Raw genomic sequence first — 15,811 nt, forward strand, 5'->3', positions numbered from 1 at the left:
GGCGCACGGGTCGCCTGCGATGGTACTCCGTTCGGCCCGCATCACCGCCGAAACGGCTGCGTGAGCGCGGGCGGCGCGGTCTGTCGTCCGATCAGCCCCGCCACCGCGACCAGCGCGAGCAGGTAGGGAAGCATGATCAGGAGCGCGGTCGGCACGTGGATGCCGAACATCGGCAACTGGAACTGCATCGCCGTTGCGGCGCCGAACAGCAGGCACGCGAGCGCCGTGCGCCCGATCTTCCAGTTGCCGAAGATGATCGCGGCAATCGCGAGATAGCCGGTGCCGTTGGTCATGCCTTCGGTGAAGGTGTGGATATCGCCGATCGAGATGAAGCAGCCGGCCGCCGCCGACATGACGCCCGAGAACATCACCGCGCCATAGCGCAGCCCCGCGACCGAGAGCCCCGACTGGTCGACGGCACGCGGCGCGACGCCGGCCGCGTGCAGCGCGATGCCAAGCGACGTGCGGCGCATCACGATGGACGTGGCGATCAGCACGGCAAGCCCCGCATACAGCAGCCACACCTGGTGGAACACGGTCTCGCCGATCACGGGAAGCTGGCCGAGGCCCGGCGGCGACCAGCGCGCGAGTCCCGGAATCACGGCGCTCGAACGCTCGCCGAACACTTCGCGATACGCGAGCGTCGTGCCGCCGAGCGCGAGGATATTGATGCCGATGCCGGTCACGATCTGGTTCGCGCGCAGCGTGATGCTGAGAAACGCCTGCAACAGCGCGAGCGGAATCACGCCGAGCACGCCGCACACGAGCCCGATCGTCGGATTGCCGGTCAGCCACGAGAACGTCGCGCCGAGAAACGCGCCGGTCAGCATCATGCCTTCGACGCTCATGTTCAGCACGCCCGCGCGCTCGCTGATCAGCTCGCCGGTGGAGGCGAGCAGCATCGGCGCGGCGAGGCGGATCGAGGCGCCGGCGAAGACGGCCAGAAGCTCGACGTTCATTGGCGCACTCCCTTGCGTTCGAGCCACATCGCGCCGCCCGCCAGCGCAACCGTGACGATGCCCTGCACGATCAGCACCAGCGCCGACGGCACCGATGCCACCATCTCCATGTTGATGCCGCCCGAACGCAGGAAGCCGAAGAGCAACGCGGCGGCAAACACGCCGGCGATCGAATCGCGCGCGAGCAGGCCGACCACGAGTCCGTCGAAGCCATAGCCCGACGAGAAGCCGGCCTTCAGCGAATACTGGTCGCCTTGCAGCATCAGGGCGCCCGCGAGTCCGCTGAACGCGCCGGCGAGTGCGAGGGCGCCGACCAGCGCGGACGTGATCGGCAAGCCGGCACGACGCGCCGCGACCGGGTTGAGTCCAGCGGCGCGCAGGCACAGGCCGAAGCGCGTGCGCCTCAGCATCACGGCGGAGGCTACGGCGAGCACGAGCGTCAGCGGCAAGCCGATGGTGAGGTTCATGCCGCTTGCGGCGAGGATCGCGGGGAGCTTTGTCGCGTCGGGGATCTCCAGCGATTCGGGCAGCGTCGAGCCGCTCGTCATCGGCTGGCGCAGCAGCGCATCGCTCTGGACGCACCAGTACAGCAGCCACACGGCGATGAACGACAGCAGCAGCGTGCTGATCACTTCGTTGGTCCCGGCCTTCGCCTTCAGGATGCCCGGCACGCCGCCCCAGATCGCGCCCGCGGCGGCGGCGGTGAGCATCGGCACGATGAACGCGAGGCCGAAGGGCAGGTGAGCGCAGCCGCCGTAGAGGCTCATCGCGGTCGCGGCGATGCCGCCGATCGCGAGCTGTCCTTCACCGCCGACGTTCGTGAGCCGCGCGCGGTTCGCGATCACGAAGCCGGTGCCGACGAGGGCGAACGCGAGACTGCGATTGACCGATGCGCCGATCGCATAGGGCGACCCCCACGCGCCATCGGCGAAGGCGGCGACCGCGTCGCGCAGCGGCACGCCGACGACCGCGATCAGCGCAAGCGCGGCCAGCATCGCCAGCGCGACCGACGCGCCGATCACGAGCGCGACGCGCAGTTGCGGCGAACCGCTGGCGGTGCCGCGTCGCGGGCGCCGCCGGGTGAGCGTGCCGTTGAGGTTCAGGTCAGGATTCATGGTTCTCTCCCGCGCCCGCCATCCACGCACCGATGCGTCCGCGATTCGCCGCATCGGGCGAACAACTGCCCATGATGCGGCCGCGATACAGCACCACGATGCGATCGGCGACGCTCAGCAGTTCGTCGAGTTCGGATGAGATCAGCAGCACGCCGACGCCGCGATCGCGCGCCGCGCGGATATGCGCGTACACCGCCGCGACCGCGCCGACGTCGAGGCCGCGCGTCGGTTGTGCGGCCAGCAGGAAGACGAGCGGATCGAGCGTGAGTTCGCGCGCGAGCACGGCCTTCTGCTGGTTGCCGCCCGAGAGGCCGCCAAAGCGTGCGTCGGGGCCGCTCGCGCGCACGTCGAAGCGCGCCATCAGGTCGAGCGCGGCGGCGCGCATCGCGCGGCGCCGCAGGAAACCCGCTTGCGTGTACCGGTCGAGATGGTTCAGGAGCAGGTTGTCGGCGAGGCTCATGCCCGTCACGCAGCCGACCGCATGGCGGTCTTCGGGCACGATGCCCACGCCCGCTTGCGTGAGTTCGCGCGGGCTCGCCTGCGTCATCTCGCGGCCCGCCACGAAGAAGCGTCCGCCGGCGGCGGGCATCATGCCGGCAAGCACGGCGCCGAGTTCGCTTTGTCCATTGCCTTCGACGCCCGCAATGCCCACGATCTCGCCGCGATTCACGACGAGCGTGCAGTCGGAAAGCCGCGCGGCGCCTTCGGCATCGCGTGCGCTCAGGCCGTCGATCTGCAGCACTTCGTCGCCGAGCGGCCGCGAGTACGGCGACGGTTCGGGCGGCCGCACGAGCGACAGGCGGCTCACTGCGTCGTCGCCTGCATCGGGTGCGTCGTCCGGTTTCGCGCGGTGGATCATCGCGTGCACGAGATGATCGATCTCGGTCGAGGGCGTGGCCGAGCGCGCGACCACGCGTCCGGATTGCAGCACCGTCGCGCGGGTTGCGATACGGCAGATTTCCCGCAGCTTGTGCGTGACGAGCACGACGGCGCAACCGCGCGCCGCGACGCGTGCGCAGGTGTCGAGCAGCGCGTCGATCTCGGCGGGCAGCAGGACGGCGGTCGGTTCGTCGAGCAACAGCAGGCGCGGCTCGCGCATCAGACACTTGACGATCTCGACGCGCTGCCGTTCGCCCACCGACAGGTCGGAGATGCGCACATCGAGCGCGAGATCGAGGCCGACGCTTTCGAGCACCGTGCGCACCTGCTTCGCTTTGCCGGCGCGATCGAGCCAGCCGCGCGCCTGGCCGAGCAGCAGGTTGTCGAGCACGCTTGCGTCGTCGACCAGGCTGAAGTGCTGATGGACCATCGCGATGCCGTGCTCAAGGGCTTCACGCGGATTGCGCGGCCGATACGCGGCGCCGTCGACCTGCATGGTTCCCGCGTCGGGTTGATGCACGCCGAAGATCACGTTGCAGAGCGTCGACTTGCCCGCGCCGTTCTCGCCGAGCAGGCAGTGCACGTCGCCGGGCATCAGGTCGAGCGAGACATCGTCGAGCGCCTGGAACGCGCCGAAGCGCTTGCCGATTCCCGCGAGCGAAAGGATCGGCGCCGCCCCCGGATGCGTCGCGGCGGCAAGAGCGGCGGCGTTCATCCTTCCGACACCTTGATCTTGCCGCTCAGGATGTCGTCTTCGATCTGCTTGATCTTCGCCTGCATCGCGGGCGTCGTCTGGCATACGGCCATCCCCGATGCCTTCGGTCCCATCGCGAGGCCGAACGCCTTGTAGCCGGGCTGCCAGGCGCCTTTTTCAAGCTGCTCGATCGCGTACTGCGCCTGGAAGCCGACCCCCGTGATGCTGTACGCGACATACAGCGGATCGGTGCCGCAACGGTCCGTGTAGCTGCCGATGATGTGCGTGTTCTTTTCCTTCGCCGCCTGTTCGAGGCCGCGCAGGCCGAGGTTCAGGATGTGATAGTGGACGTCGGCGCCTTGCGCGATTGCGGCGGCGGTCGCTTCGCGCGCCTTCGCGACGTTGTCGAAGTCGCCGGTATAGCTTTCGAAGTACTTGATCTTCGGATTGATGTAGCGCGCGCCGTTGCCGAATTCCTTGCCCGCGTTGACGATCGATGGAATCTCCATGCCGCCGACATAGCTCACCGCATTGGACTTCGAGAGCATGGCGGCGGTCGCGCCCGCGACGAACGCGATCTCGGCCTGCTTGACGTCGTAGCCCGCGACGTTCGGCGGCATTGTCTCGCCCTTGCTGCCGCCGACGATCGAGAACTTCACGTTCGGAAAGCGCTTGGCGATCTTGAGCACCGCGGCCTGCGTCTGACCGCCGACGCCGATCACGAGCTGATTCTTCGACGCGAGATTCGTGAGCGCCTGCTCCATGTCGGCGTAGTTGATGTTCTCGATGATCTGCGTCTTGAGCTTCGGGCCGAATTCCTTCTGCGCGGCTTCGACGCCGTCATAGCCCGATTCCATCCAGCCCTTGTCGGTTTTCGAGCCGGGGATCAGCACGCCGACGCGCATTGCATCGTCGGCGGCGTGGGCGTTTTTCATGAAGAACGCCGGCGCGCTGAGCGCGGCGAGTGCCGCGATGGTGAGGCCGCGCGCAAGCAGTCGGCGATTGCGAGAGCGCGGCGAAAGTTGCTGCAATCCGGTCATCACTGGCACTCCTTTTGCGTTGGTTTGGGTAAGTAGGCTATTCATGAACGAAATCGACAATGCAACTTCGATGCCATGCGCGACGGTCGATCGTATTTCGACGGGGCGGGCAGCGATGCTTGGGCGTTCTGAATGATGGCCGCGAGCGCGCGTCGTGCGGCAAGCGGCACGCGCTCGATTCCGACCCACGGCACGACCTGGAGAAACCCTTGAAGAACGTCCAGAACCCAGATACGGCGGCGCTTGCGGGCGCGCTCGGTGCCTTCGGGCAGACGCGCTGGAGCGCAAGCGCGACGCTCGTCGACATGGCGCCGGCGACGCCCGCGCCACGCATCGCGACACTCGATTCAGCGCCGCAGCACGTGCGCTTCGACGCGCAAAAATCCGCGATTGTCGTGATCGACATGCAGAACGACTTCTGCACCAAAGGCGGATGGGTTGCCCATCTTGGGGGCGACTACGAAGCCGACCGCGCGCCGATTGCACCATTGCAGCGCCTGCTGCCAGTGGCTCGCGCGCTTGGCGTGCCGGTGATCTGGGTGAACTGGGGGAACCGCCCCGATCTCGCCAACATGCCACCGAACCAGTTGCATCTGTACAAGCCGACGGGCATCGGCATCGGCCTCGGCGAGCCGCTTCCCGGACATGGTGCGCATGTGCTCGAAAAGGATTCGTGGGCTGCGGCGGTCGTCGATGAACTGGCGCCCGAGCCCGGGGACATCCGCGTCGACAAGTACCGGATCAGCGGCTTCTGGGACACGCCGCTCGACAGCATCCTGCGCAACCTCGGCGCGCGCACGGTGTTCTTCGCGGGCGTCAATACGGATCAGTGCGTGCTGCATACGCTGACCGACGCGAATTTCCTTGGGTATGGCTGCGTGCTGCTGTCGGATTGCTGCGCGACTTCGTCGCCGGCATTCTGTACTGAAGCCACGATCTGGAACGTGAAGAAGTGCTTCGGCTTCGTCGCCACTTCGACGCAACTCGCCGAAGCATTGCAGGCCGGCGCGACGGGAGAAGAGCGATGAGCGCGTTCGTTCCCGGTCCGCGGCTTCAGGTCGCGGCGACTTCGAGCGGCCCGCTCGATGGCTTGCGCTTTGCCGTGAAGGACCTGATCGATGTCGAGGGCGTCGTCACGGGGGGTGGCAATCCCGACTGGCTCGCCACGCACGAGAAAGCCGCGCGACACGCGCCGAGCGTCGCGGCGTTGCTCGCGGCGGGCGCGTCGGTCGATGGCAAGACGATCACCGATGAGCTTGCCTATAGCCTCGAAGGCGTCAATGTCCACTACGGCACGCCGGTCAATGCCCGCTGGCCGCATGCGCTGCCGGGCGGATCGTCGAGCGGATCGGCGAGCGCCGTCGCAAGCGGTGAGGTCGACTTCTCGCTCGGCACCGATACCGGTGGCTCGGTGCGCGTGCCCGCCGCGTTCTGCGGACTGTGGGGCATCCGCCCGACGCACGATGCCGTATCGCCGGAAGGCGTGCTGCCGTTCGCGCCGTGCTTCGACACCGTGGGCTGGTTCACGCGCACGGGCGAACTGCTCGCGCGCGTGGCGGACGTGTTCCTCGCGGGTACGGAAGCGGCCGATGTGCCCGGCCATCTGACGCGCTGCGCGGAGGCATTCGCCGCGCGCGCGGCAAGCGAGCCCGACGATGCCGCGCAGTTGCTCACGCTTGCCGCCAGCGCGGGCGCCAGCGATGAAGCCAGCGTATTCGCGGGCGACGAGGCGCTTTGGCTGCATTGCTACCAGCAGCTCCAGGACGACGCGATCCGTACTTCGCTCGGCGCGTGGATCGACGCGACGTCGCCGCGTTTCGGGCCTGCGATCGCGTCGCGCTTTGCGCGGCTCAAAGGGCTCGACGACAGCGAAGTCGCGCGATGCCGCGAACTGCGCGCAACGCTCGCACGACATATCGATGCACTGGTCGGCAACAGCGTGATCGTGCAGCCGACCACACCGCTTGCGCTGATCGAAAAGGACGCCTCCGATGCACGCATCGGTGCGTTCTACCGCGATGCATTGACGATGAATTCGATCGCGGCGCTGGCCGGCTTGCCGCAAGTGACCGTGCCGCTGGCCGACGGACGCGATCGTCCGCTGGCGCTGTCTTTCATCGGACCGCGCGGAAGCGACCGCGCATTGATCGCGCTTGCACGCAACCTGTTTCCATCCATCGAGTAGAGGTCCCGCCCATGTCCGACCATGATTCGCAGGCACCCGACCGCGCGTCGGTTTCCGCGTATGTCGATGCCGCGCTCGCGCTTCACTTTCCCGCGCTCTCCGAAGCGGCGGCCGCACGCGTGCACGAGCAGTTCGCGCGTATCGCGATGCTGGCGGCGCCAGTGCTCGCAATGCCGCTCAGCGCCGACGACGAACCCGCGCCGGTGTATCGGCCATGACGGGCGCACGCTTTCCTCTCGATGCGCTCGGCATCGCGCGAGGCTTTGCACGCGGCGATTTCACGGCGTGCGAAGTGGTCGAGGAGACCTTCAGCGGCATCGAGTCCGGCGACCGTCATGTGAACGCGTTCACGGCCCTCACGGTGCAACGAGCCTTCGACGATGCGGCGCAACTCGATGCCCGGCGTGCAGGCGGCGAGTCCTTGCCGCCGCTCGCCGGGGTTCCGTTCGCGGCGAAGAACCTGTTCGACATTGCCGGCATCACGACGATCGCGGGGTCGCGCGTGCTCGCCGGCAATCCGCCCGCGACCTCGGATGCAACGCTCGTGCGCCGCATGCGGGAGCAGGGCGCGATCGTGGTCGGCGCGCTCAACATGGACGAGTTCGCCTACGGGTTCACGACCGAGAATCACCACGCGGGGCCGTGCCGCAATCCGCATGATTTGTCGCGCACCTCGGGCGGATCGTCGGGCGGAAGCGCCGCTGCCGTCGCGGCGGGTTTCGTGCCGCTGACGCTCGGCACCGATACGAACGGCTCGGTACGCGTGCCTGCATCGTTGTGCGGCGTGTTCGGCGTCAAGCCGACTTATGGACGCCTGTCGCGGCACGGCACGTTTCCGTTTGTCGCGAGCATCGATCACATGGGTGCGTTCGCGCGCAACATCGACGACCTCGCCGCCACCTACGATGCGTTGCAATACATCGATCCGAACGATCCCGCGTGTTCGGCGCGCGCGATCGAACCGGTCGGCGCGATGACTTCCAGGCGTGCGCTGCGGGTCGCGCGACTCGGCGGTTACTTCGACGATCATGCAGGCGACGATGCGCGCGAAGCCTCGCTTGCGGCGGCGCGCGCGCTTGGCGCGGATGACACCGTCGATTATCCGGACGCGGCGGCCGCGCGTGGCGCGGCGTTTCTGATCAGCGCGGCGGAAGGCGGCCAGTTGCATCTGCCGACCTTGGGCACGCGCTATGACGAGCACGAGCCGTTGTCGCGTGATCGCCTGATCGCAGGCGCGCTGGCGCCGGCCGCGTGGGTGCTGCACGCGCAGCGCGTGCGGGCCGTCGTGCGAAAGCGCGTGCTGGAATTGTTCGCGCGCTACGACGTGTTGATCGCGCCCGCGACGCCCGTCGTCGCGCCCCGCATCGGCGATGAATTCATGGACGTCAATGGTCAGCGTCTCGCGGTGCGTCCGAACCTTGGGCTGTTGACGCAGCCGGTGTCGTGCATCGGATTGCCGGTCGTGGCGGTGCCGATGCGTTCGGCGTCGGGATTGCCGATCGCGGTGCAAGTGATTGCGCCGCCGTGGCGCGAAGACCTTGCGTTCGATGCGGCTCGGCGTCTTGAAGAGGCGCAGCTTGCCTGGTGTGCGCCGCCGCCGGCGTTGTTGCCGGTCGCCTCAGGAGGCGCGCAATGAACGATATCGATCGTCCTGAAGTGCTTGCGGAGGTGAACGCGGCATTCGATGCCTACGAACGCGCGCTCGTGAGTAATGACGTCGCTACGCTTGACCGCTTGTTTTTCGATTCACCGCATACGCTGCGGTATGGCGCGACGGAGAACCTCTACGGCTATGAGGCGATTCGCGCGTTTCGCGCCGCGCGGCCGGGTAGCGGGCTGGCGCGCACGGTGACGGCGCGCGTCGTGACGTCTTATGGGGATTCGTTCGCGGTCGCGAATATCGAGTTTCGCCGGGAGGGCGAGCCGCGCATCGGGCGACAGAGCCAGACCTGGATGAAGACCCCGGAGGGGTGGCGCGTCGTCTGCGCCCATGTGAGCTGGATGTAGGGCGCGCGGGCGCTTTGGGTGGCGGTGGTGCAAAGACCCGCCACCCAAAGCGCCAGCGACCTGCTACCTCACCTCCGCCGGAACCTCGACGAAGCGCGCGCTCTCATACGCGATGGCCGTATCGTTGATCCAGCGCTTTCTCATCGGCGCGAGGATGAACTTGGCCGACACCGCCGCCGCGATCGAGATGACCGCCGCGCAGATGAAGACCGCATTCCACCCGCCCACCGCCGATAGCACCGATGCAACCGGCACCAGCATCGACGCCGTGCCTTTCGCGGTGTACAACGTTCCCGCGTTGGCGGCGGCGTACTTGCTGCCGAACGTATCCGCGCAGGTCGCGGGGAAGATCGAGAAGATCTCGCCCCAGCACAGGAAGATCATCGCGGCGAAGAACATGAAGAGATACGGGTTATGCCCGAACCACATCAGCCCGAGCAGTGCCGCGCCTTCGCCGAGGAAGATTACGAACATCGTGTTCTCGCGGCCGAAGCGGTCGGAGAGGAAACCGCACAAGGGGCGCGTGAAGCCGTTGCAGAGATTGTCGATCGAGAGCGTCATCGTGAGGAGCGGCAAGGTCACGCTGAGCACGCTGACCGGCAGGTTCGCAAAGCCGAACTCCTTGGCGATCGGACCGAGCTGCGCCGTCGCGATGATGCCGCCCGCCGCGACGAACACGAACATCAGGTAGATCACCCAGAAGAGCGGCGCACGCACCATCTGGTTCGTCGTGTAGTCGATCTTCGATGCCGCGAGGCGCTTCGGGATCACGATGTTCGCGGGCGGCGCCGGCCGCACGAGAAAGAGCGCGAGCGCGAAGATGCAGGCGCCCTGGAAGATGCCGAAGAACATGAACGTGTGCTCGTAGCCCGAGCTCTGGATCATGTTCGCGATCGGAATCACCGTGACCGCCGCACCCGCGCCGAAGCCCGCCGCGGTCAGGCCCGCCGCGAGACCGCGCTTGTCCGGGAACCACTTGAGCGCGTTGCCCACGCAGGTGCCGTACACGCACCCCGCGCCGATGCCCGCAACCACGGCGCCGACATAAAGATGCATGAGGCTGGTCGCGTGCGCGTCGATGACCCAGCCGAGCGCAGCGCAAAGCGAGCCGCCGATCACGACCGGACGCGGCCCGAACTTGTCGACGAGCCAGCCTTCGATCGGCACGAGCCACGTCTCGGTAACGATGAAGATGGTGAACGCGGTCTGGATCGCGGCCTGCCCCCAGTGATTCTTCGCATCCATCGGAACCACGAAAAGCGTCCATGCGTACTGCAGGTTCGCGACGAGGCCCATGCAGATGATGCCGATCGCGAGCTGGGCCCATCGGTTGTGGCTTTTCCCCATGCGTAGGGGGGCAGGGGTGAAGGTGTTTGCCATGTCTGTACGTCTCCTGATATGTGGCGCTCGGTCGGCGCTTTCAATGCAATTGAGGTGTGCTCTGTGCGGCGGTCCTCGAGGTTCTTGTTGTCGGAGCGTGGATGGGTCATGCGTCGTGCGTCATGGGTCATGCAGCGGCATCAGGTCTGCGTCTTCGCCTCCAGTTCGGCAATGCGCTTGCGCAGTTCGCGCTCTTCCTGGAAGCGGACCGTTTCATCGCGGATCACCGCGACGATGCCGCTCACCGCGTTGTCGGCCGAATGCAGCAGCGCGACGGTGAACGCGATCGACATCGAGCGCCCCGCCTTGTCGATGGCGGGCACGCGCAGCACGTCGTGGCCGTAGCGCGTCTGGCCGGTCGCCATGGTTTTTTCGTAGCCGGCCCAGTGCCGTCCGCGCAGGCGTTCGGGAATGATGATGTCGAGCGACTGGCCGAGCGCCTCTTCCTGCGTGAAGCCGAACATGCGCTCGGCGGCCGGGTTCCACAGGATGATCGCGCCGCTCGCATCCGAGATCACGATCGCGTCGCCGATGGCGTCGATCAACTGGTCGGCATCGATGGCGTTATGCAAGGCGTTGCTGTTCATATATCGGGACCGCCGTTATTGTGTGCTGCAAGGTCGAACGAGTGCGCCGCGCCGTCGGGACGAACGCGCGAGCGTCCGTCCCCGCCACGCACTCCTTCCGTCAGACAGCCTGGAGTTCGCGCAGGCGCACGATGTCCTCGCGACTATAACCGAGGCCTTCGAGCACTTCCTCGGTATGCTCGCCGAGCAGCGGCGATGCGGTCACTTCCGGCTTCATGTCGGAGAACTTGATCGGGCTGCCGACCGTCAGGTACGTACCGCGTTCCTTGTGCGGCACTTCGGTGATCGTACCGCTCGCGCGCAGCGACGGATCGTTGGCGATCTCCTTCATGCTCAGCACCGGCGAACAGGGGATGTCGAACTTGCGCAGGATATCGACCGCTTCGAACTTCGTCTTGTCGGCGAGCCATCCTTCGATGGTGTTGAAGATCTCGAAGATGTGCGGCTGGCGTGCTTGCGCCGTGGCGTAGTGCGGGTCCTCGATCCATTCCGGCTTGCCGAGCGCGCGGCAGATCGGCGCCCATGCGTGGCCCTGGATCGTGAAGTAGATATACGCGTTCGGGTCCGTTTCCCAGCCCTTGCACTTGAGCACCCAGCCCGGCTGGCCGCCGCCGCCGGCATTGCCGCCGCGCGGCACGACGTCGCTGAACTCGCCGTGCGGATACTGCGGATACTCTTCGAGGAAGCCGAGGCGGTCGAGCCGCTGCTGGTCGCGCAACTTCACGCGGCACAGGTTCAGCACGCTGTCCTGCATCGATACGGCGACCTTCTGTCCCCGGCCGGTCTTCTGGCGGCCCATCAGCGCCGTGAGAATGCCGATCGCGAGGTGCATGCCGGTGTTGCTGTCGCCGAGCGCGGCCGCGCTCACGGTCGGCGGGCCGTCCCAGAAACCCGTCGTCGATGCGGCGCCGCCCGCGCACTGCGCAACGTTCTCGTAGACCTTCAGGTCGTCATAGTGGTGGCCGTCGCTGAAGCCCTTCACCGACGCGACGATCATCTTCGGATTCAGCTCCCTGATCGTTTCCCACGTGAAGCCCATGCGGTCGAGCGCGCCGGGACCGAAGTTCTCGACCAGCACGTCCGATTCCTTGATCAGCTTCTTGAGCACTTCCTTGCCTTCGGGCTGCTTGGTGTCCAGCGTGAGCGACTTCTTGTTGCTGTTGAGCATGGTGAAGTAGAGCGCGTCGACATCCGGGATGTCGCGCAACTGGGTGCGCGTCACGTCGCCGGAGCCGGGCCGCTCGACCTTGATCACATCGGCGCCGAACCACGCGAGCAACTGCGTGCAGGCCGGACCCGCTTGAACGTGGGTGAAATCGATGATCTTGATGCCTTCCAGCGGCTTCGTCATGGCTTCTGTCTCCTGACAGCTTTGGTTGAACGGGACTTTCTCAAACTGGACCGGACGCCCTCTGCGGTCCCCGACATCGGGCGCGGTGAATTTCTCTTACGCTCGTGTGATATACAATATTCCATACACGAGATTCAAATAATCAACGTTAACCCGATCAGGGTTTCCCGTAATGCGTCGGAACTCGACAAATCGTGTGACTGTGATAGCTTGATAAATATTGTCTTTGCAATACTGTATATCACACGAGACAACAACACCCGGCCGACAAGGAGACGTCATGGCAGATGTGCTTGAGATTGCACCGCAGGTAGCGCAAGCGGAACACACGCAGCAACACACGGACGGGTTTCATCTCGTCATCGATGCGCTGAAACTGAACGACATCGACACCATCTTTGGCCTGGTCGGCATTCCGATCACCGACCTCGCGCGGCTGGCGCAGGCGGAGGGCATGCGCTTCATCGGCTTCCGGCACGAGCAGCATGCGGGCAACGCGGCCGCCATCGCCGGCTATATGACGAAGAAGCCGGGCATCTGCCTGACCGTCTCGGCGCCGGGCTTCCTGAACGGCCTCACGGCCCTCGCGAACGCGACGACCAATTGCTTCCCGATGATCCTGATCAGCGGATCGAGCGAACGCGAGATCGTCGACCTGCAACAGGGCGACTACGAAGAGATGGACCAGTTGAATGCCGCGAAGCCGTACGCAAAAGCGGCGTTTCGCGTGCTGCATGCCGAGGACATCGGCATCGGCGTGGCGCGTGCGATTCGCGCGGCCGTCTCGGGCCGCCCCGGTGGCGTGTACCTCGACTTGCCGGCGAAGCTGCTTGCCCAGACGATCGACGCGGTCAAGGCGCAGCAGTCACTGGTGCGCGTCGTCGACGCGGCGCCTGCGCAGTTCCCCGGGCCCGAATCGGTCAAGCGCGCGCTCGATGTATTGAAGGGCGCCAAGCGTCCGCTGATCCTGCTCGGCAAGGGCGCGGCCTACGCGCAGGCCGACGCCGAAATCCGCGGGCTGGTCGAAGAGACCGGCATCCCGTACCTGCCGATGTCGATGGCGAAGGGCCTGTTGCCGGATACGCATGCGCAGTCGGCGTCGGCGGCGCGCTCGTTCGTGCTGGCCGAGGCGGATGTCGTCGTGCTGATCGGCGCGCGGCTCAACTGGCTGCTCTCGCACGGCAAGGGCAAGACGTGGGGCGGCCCCAAGAAGTTCATCCAGATCGACATCTCGCCGACCGAAATCGACAGCAACGTCGCGATCGCCGCGCCGGTGATCGGCGATATCGGCTCGTGCGTGTCGGCGCTGCTCGGCGGCATCGACGCGAACTTTCCGAAGCCGCCCGCCGAATGGGTCAACGCGATCACCGAGCGCAAGAACAAGAACCTCGCGAAGATGGCGGCGACGCTCGACAAGAACCCGTCGCCGATGAATTTCCATAGCGCGTTGCGCGCCATTCGCGACGTGCTGAAGGAGCGTCCCGACATCAACGTTGTCAACGAAGGCGCGAACACGCTCGACTACGCGCGCAGCATCATCGACATGTACCAGCCGCGCAAGCGCTTCGACTCGGGCACCTGGGGCATCATGGGCATCGGCATGGGCTTCGCGATCGGCGCCGCGGTGACGAGCGGCAAGCAGGTCGTCGCGATCGAAGGCGACAGCGCGTTCGGTTTCAGCGGCATGGAGCTGGAAACGATTTGCCGCTACGAGTTGCCGGTGTGCACGATCGTCTTCAACAACAACGGCGTGTATCGCGGCACCGACGTGAATCCGACGGGCGGCAAGGATGTCGCGCCTACCGTGTTCGTCAAGGGCGCGCGTTACGACAAGATGATCGAAGCGTTCGGCGGCATCGGCCATCACGTGACGACGCCGGAGGAACTGACGAAGGCATTGCTCGAGGCGATCGCGTCGGGCAAGCCGACGCTCATCAACGCGGTCATCGATGAAGCGGCGGGCACGGAGAGCGGGCGCTTGACGAACCTGAACCCGCAAAGCGCAGCGATGAAGAAGTGATTGGAGAGGCGGGCGCCGATCCGCCCGCGAGAGACTTGCAAGCTGCTTTGATCGGACCCGGAGCGAGTTGGAGTCGACGGGTCCGGCCGATGCGCTGGCGGGTCCTTCGTGACCCTGTTGCGCGCGTTTCGACGATGGCACCGAAACGCGCGCTGCGGGCCTGCGTTTCAGACGCGCGCGTTGCCGCCTGCGGACTGCGCGCCGAGTGCGTTGGCGCTTGCGGATTGTGCGGCGAGTGCGCTGGCGCCTGCGGACGGCACGCCGAGCCCGTTGCCGCCTGCCGGCTCCGCGCGGAGCGCATTGGTGGCGATCGTGAAGGCGTTGTCGCGGCCTGCCGCGCCGGCCATTGCGGGATTGATGGCTTTGGTGATCAGGTCGAAGTGGCCGGCGTCGGCGAGTTCGTTGCAGCCGTGCGACTTCCAGTACCAGCCCGCGACGAGCGCTGCGGCGTTTGCGTCGTTGCGCACGAGATCGGGATTGGACACGAGGTCCATGCCGATCGCCTTGCCCGCGCTCGCGAAGTTGGCCTTGAACGTGAGCTGGATCAGGCCTGAGCCGCGGTATTTCCAGCCGTCGCCGCCTGCTGCCGGCCCGTTGCCGTTCTTGTTCTGGTAGACGAGATTCGCGAGTTGCTGCTGGCGTGCCGGGGGCACGCAGTTTTCACCCGTCTGGCGGCCGAGCGAACCGCACTGTCCGGGTGTCAGGCAGGAAAATGTGGCGTGCAGGCCTGCGACGCCGTAGTTGAAATTCTCCTGAACCGGCGGCAGCGGAAACTTGCCGCTTTCAAAGGCGATCTGCGCAAGGAAGGCCGCCTCCCGCGCGGGCGTGTTGATTTCGAACCGTTGCATCGCATTCATGATCGGCGTGAGCCAAAACGCCGCGCTGGCGGCGGACGCACCGGTCGCTGCCATGAACATTTCCTGGTCCATACTGTTCTCCAAATCTGAATGATGTAAGAGACACCATTGCTGCACCGCGAAGCGGGTTGCGTCTGCGAGGTGTCGATGGGCCAGTGTTGGAGTGAAATGCTTTTTTGCGCGGCCTGGGAGGGGCGAGTGCTGCGAAGCCTGAAGGGGTTCGAAGCATCGGCCTGCGTAATGTTTTAGCACGCATTGTTTTGAATGCCAGGGTTTGCTTGCGTGCGTATGAGCGCTTCATCACACTTCGGGGTGGGTGCCGCGCTTCGCTTGGCTATTGACGTTGTCGGGGGATGCGAGGCGGGGCGGGGATGATGCTGCACTGCGGATAGATGAGCGCAGGATTGTCTTATTGAATAGCAGGATCGTTATAACGGTTTGCGCTCGCGGTGGGGTATGGGCGCTGGGGGTTGGGTTGGGGTTACACCGTTTGATGCGCTCAGGCTCCCATGGAACTTGTATTCATGTCGGTTTATTAGCTCTGCCCCTGTCCGGGGCGGGACTCACTTTCTTTGCTGCTGCAAAGAAAGTAAGCAAAGAAAGCAGCTTCACAACGCCAATCCTTGCCATGCGCCACTAGACCGCTCCCTCGGAGTGGTCCAACCGGGGGAGTGTCGTTAGCGGGGTTTCATCGTTGTTGGCATGTAGAAGAGGCGCGCACGTCGCACCGCCATACG

14 protein-coding genes are annotated in these 15,811 nt (G+C 65.8%); 6 read left to right on the forward strand and 8 right to left on the reverse strand.

Annotation, left to right across the window (positions count from 1 at the left end):
• Window positions 1–41: 41 nt before the first annotated feature.
• The 4 genes from AWB68_RS26965 to AWB68_RS26980 are packed head-to-tail and all read right to left on the reverse strand — an operon-like array spanning window position 42 to window position 4,690.
• Window positions 42–959, reverse strand: coding sequence for an ABC transporter permease (locus AWB68_RS26965; protein WP_087647399.1), 918 nt, complete (start codon window positions 957–959; stop codon window positions 42–44).
• A complete protein-coding gene (locus tag AWB68_RS26970) occupies window positions 956–2,074 on the reverse strand; it encodes an ABC transporter permease (RefSeq protein ID WP_087647400.1) in 1,119 nt (372 codons plus the stop codon). Before AWB68_RS26970 ends, AWB68_RS26965 begins: the two co-directional genes overlap by 4 nt.
• Window positions 2,064–3,668 (reverse strand): ABC transporter ATP-binding protein, encoded by a 1,605-nt coding sequence (locus AWB68_RS26975; RefSeq protein ID WP_087647401.1) that lies wholly within the window; start codon window positions 3,666–3,668, stop codon window positions 2,064–2,066. Before AWB68_RS26975 ends, AWB68_RS26970 begins: the two co-directional genes overlap by 11 nt.
• On the reverse strand, window positions 3,665–4,690 hold the full coding sequence (locus AWB68_RS26980) for a BMP family protein (RefSeq protein WP_374729611.1): 1,026 nt from the start codon (window positions 4,688–4,690) through the stop codon (window positions 3,665–3,667). Before AWB68_RS26980 ends, AWB68_RS26975 begins: the two co-directional genes overlap by 4 nt.
• Before the next feature lie 206 nt (window positions 4,691–4,896).
• Between AWB68_RS26980 and AWB68_RS26985 the strand changes: the two genes are divergently transcribed.
• From AWB68_RS26985 to hpxZ, 5 genes are read left to right on the forward strand one after another with little or no spacing between them, the layout of a single operon-like run.
• The gene (locus tag AWB68_RS26985) at window positions 4,897–5,715 is read left to right on the forward strand and encodes a cysteine hydrolase family protein (RefSeq protein ID WP_087647415.1); all 819 of its coding nucleotides are present in this window, start codon (window positions 4,897–4,899) and stop codon (window positions 5,713–5,715) included.
• On the forward strand, window positions 5,712–6,872 hold the full coding sequence (locus tag AWB68_RS26990; protein ID WP_087647403.1) for an amidase: 1,161 nt from the start codon (window positions 5,712–5,714) through the stop codon (window positions 6,870–6,872). Before AWB68_RS26985 ends, AWB68_RS26990 begins: the two co-directional genes overlap by 4 nt.
• Window positions 6,873–6,883: 11 nt before the next feature.
• Window positions 6,884–7,090 carry a DUF4089 domain-containing protein gene (locus AWB68_RS26995; protein WP_087647404.1) on the forward strand — a complete coding sequence of 69 codons (207 nt, stop codon included), beginning with the start codon at window positions 6,884–6,886 and terminating at the stop codon, window positions 7,088–7,090.
• On the forward strand, window positions 7,087–8,508 hold the full coding sequence (locus AWB68_RS27000; protein WP_087647405.1) for an AtzE family amidohydrolase: 1,422 nt from the start codon (window positions 7,087–7,089) through the stop codon (window positions 8,506–8,508). The genes AWB68_RS26995 and AWB68_RS27000 overlap by 4 nt, the downstream gene beginning before the upstream one ends.
• On the forward strand, window positions 8,505–8,879 hold the full coding sequence (gene hpxZ / locus AWB68_RS27005) for an oxalurate catabolism protein HpxZ (protein WP_087647406.1): 375 nt from the start codon (window positions 8,505–8,507) through the stop codon (window positions 8,877–8,879). The genes AWB68_RS27000 and hpxZ overlap by 4 nt, the downstream gene beginning before the upstream one ends.
• A 63-nt stretch (window positions 8,880–8,942) precedes the next feature.
• Here the strand turns inward: hpxZ and oxlT are convergent, their stop codons facing one another.
• From oxlT to frc, 3 genes are all read right to left on the reverse strand, one after another.
• On the reverse strand, window positions 8,943–10,259 hold the full coding sequence (gene oxlT / locus AWB68_RS27010; RefSeq protein WP_087647407.1) for an oxalate/formate MFS antiporter: 1,317 nt from the start codon (window positions 10,257–10,259) through the stop codon (window positions 8,943–8,945).
• A gap of 140 nt (window positions 10,260–10,399) precedes the next feature.
• Window positions 10,400–10,846, reverse strand: a complete 447-nt coding sequence (locus tag AWB68_RS27015) for a PAS domain S-box protein (RefSeq protein ID WP_374729612.1) — start codon at window positions 10,844–10,846, stop codon at window positions 10,400–10,402.
• A gap of 100 nt (window positions 10,847–10,946) precedes the next feature.
• Entirely contained in the window at window positions 10,947–12,197 is a 1,251-nt protein-coding gene (frc, locus tag AWB68_RS27020; protein WP_087647408.1) for a formyl-CoA transferase, read from the reverse strand.
• 280 nt (window positions 12,198–12,477) lie between these two features.
• Here frc and oxc point away from each other — a divergent pair, with 280 nt between their 5' ends.
• Window positions 12,478–14,217, forward strand: coding sequence for an oxalyl-CoA decarboxylase (oxc, locus tag AWB68_RS27025; protein WP_087647409.1), 1,740 nt, complete (start codon window positions 12,478–12,480; stop codon window positions 14,215–14,217).
• Between the two features lie 167 nt (window positions 14,218–14,384).
• Here oxc and AWB68_RS27030 read toward each other — a convergent pair whose 3' ends face one another.
• Window positions 14,385–15,146, reverse strand: a complete 762-nt coding sequence (locus AWB68_RS27030; protein WP_087647410.1) for a glycoside hydrolase family 19 protein — start codon at window positions 15,144–15,146, stop codon at window positions 14,385–14,387.
• Window positions 15,147–15,811 lie beyond the last annotated feature (665 nt).

The sequence above is a fragment of the Caballeronia choica genome (genome assembly GCF_001544535.1).
Taxonomy (GTDB): domain Bacteria; phylum Pseudomonadota; class Gammaproteobacteria; order Burkholderiales; family Burkholderiaceae; genus Caballeronia; species Caballeronia choica.

Coding starts and splice junctions, on each gene's coding strand:
- AWB68_RS27000 (WP_087647405.1), top strand. CDS start 7,087: ATGACGGGCGCACGCTTTCCTCTCGATGCGCTCGGCATCGCGCGAGGC.
- AWB68_RS26975 (WP_087647401.1), bottom strand. CDS start 3,668: ATGAACGCCGCCGCTCTTGCCGCCGCGACGCATCCGGGGGCGGCGCCG.
- AWB68_RS26990 (WP_087647403.1), top strand. CDS start 5,712: ATGAGCGCGTTCGTTCCCGGTCCGCGGCTTCAGGTCGCGGCGACTTCG.
- oxc (WP_087647409.1), top strand. CDS start 12,478: ATGGCAGATGTGCTTGAGATTGCACCGCAGGTAGCGCAAGCGGAACAC.
- frc (WP_087647408.1), bottom strand. CDS start 12,197: ATGACGAAGCCGCTGGAAGGCATCAAGATCATCGATTTCACCCACGTT.
- hpxZ (WP_087647406.1), top strand. CDS start 8,505: ATGAACGATATCGATCGTCCTGAAGTGCTTGCGGAGGTGAACGCGGCA.
- AWB68_RS26965 (WP_087647399.1), bottom strand. CDS start 959: ATGAACGTCGAGCTTCTGGCCGTCTTCGCCGGCGCCTCGATCCGCCTC.
- oxlT (WP_087647407.1), bottom strand. CDS start 10,259: ATGGCAAACACCTTCACCCCTGCCCCCCTACGCATGGGGAAAAGCCAC.
- AWB68_RS27015 (WP_374729612.1), bottom strand. CDS start 10,846: ATGAACAGCAACGCCTTGCATAACGCCATCGATGCCGACCAGTTGATC.
- AWB68_RS27030 (WP_087647410.1), bottom strand. CDS start 15,146: ATGGACCAGGAAATGTTCATGGCAGCGACCGGTGCGTCCGCCGCCAGC.
- AWB68_RS26970 (WP_087647400.1), bottom strand. CDS start 2,074: ATGAATCCTGACCTGAACCTCAACGGCACGCTCACCCGGCGGCGCCCG.
- AWB68_RS26995 (WP_087647404.1), top strand. CDS start 6,884: ATGTCCGACCATGATTCGCAGGCACCCGACCGCGCGTCGGTTTCCGCG.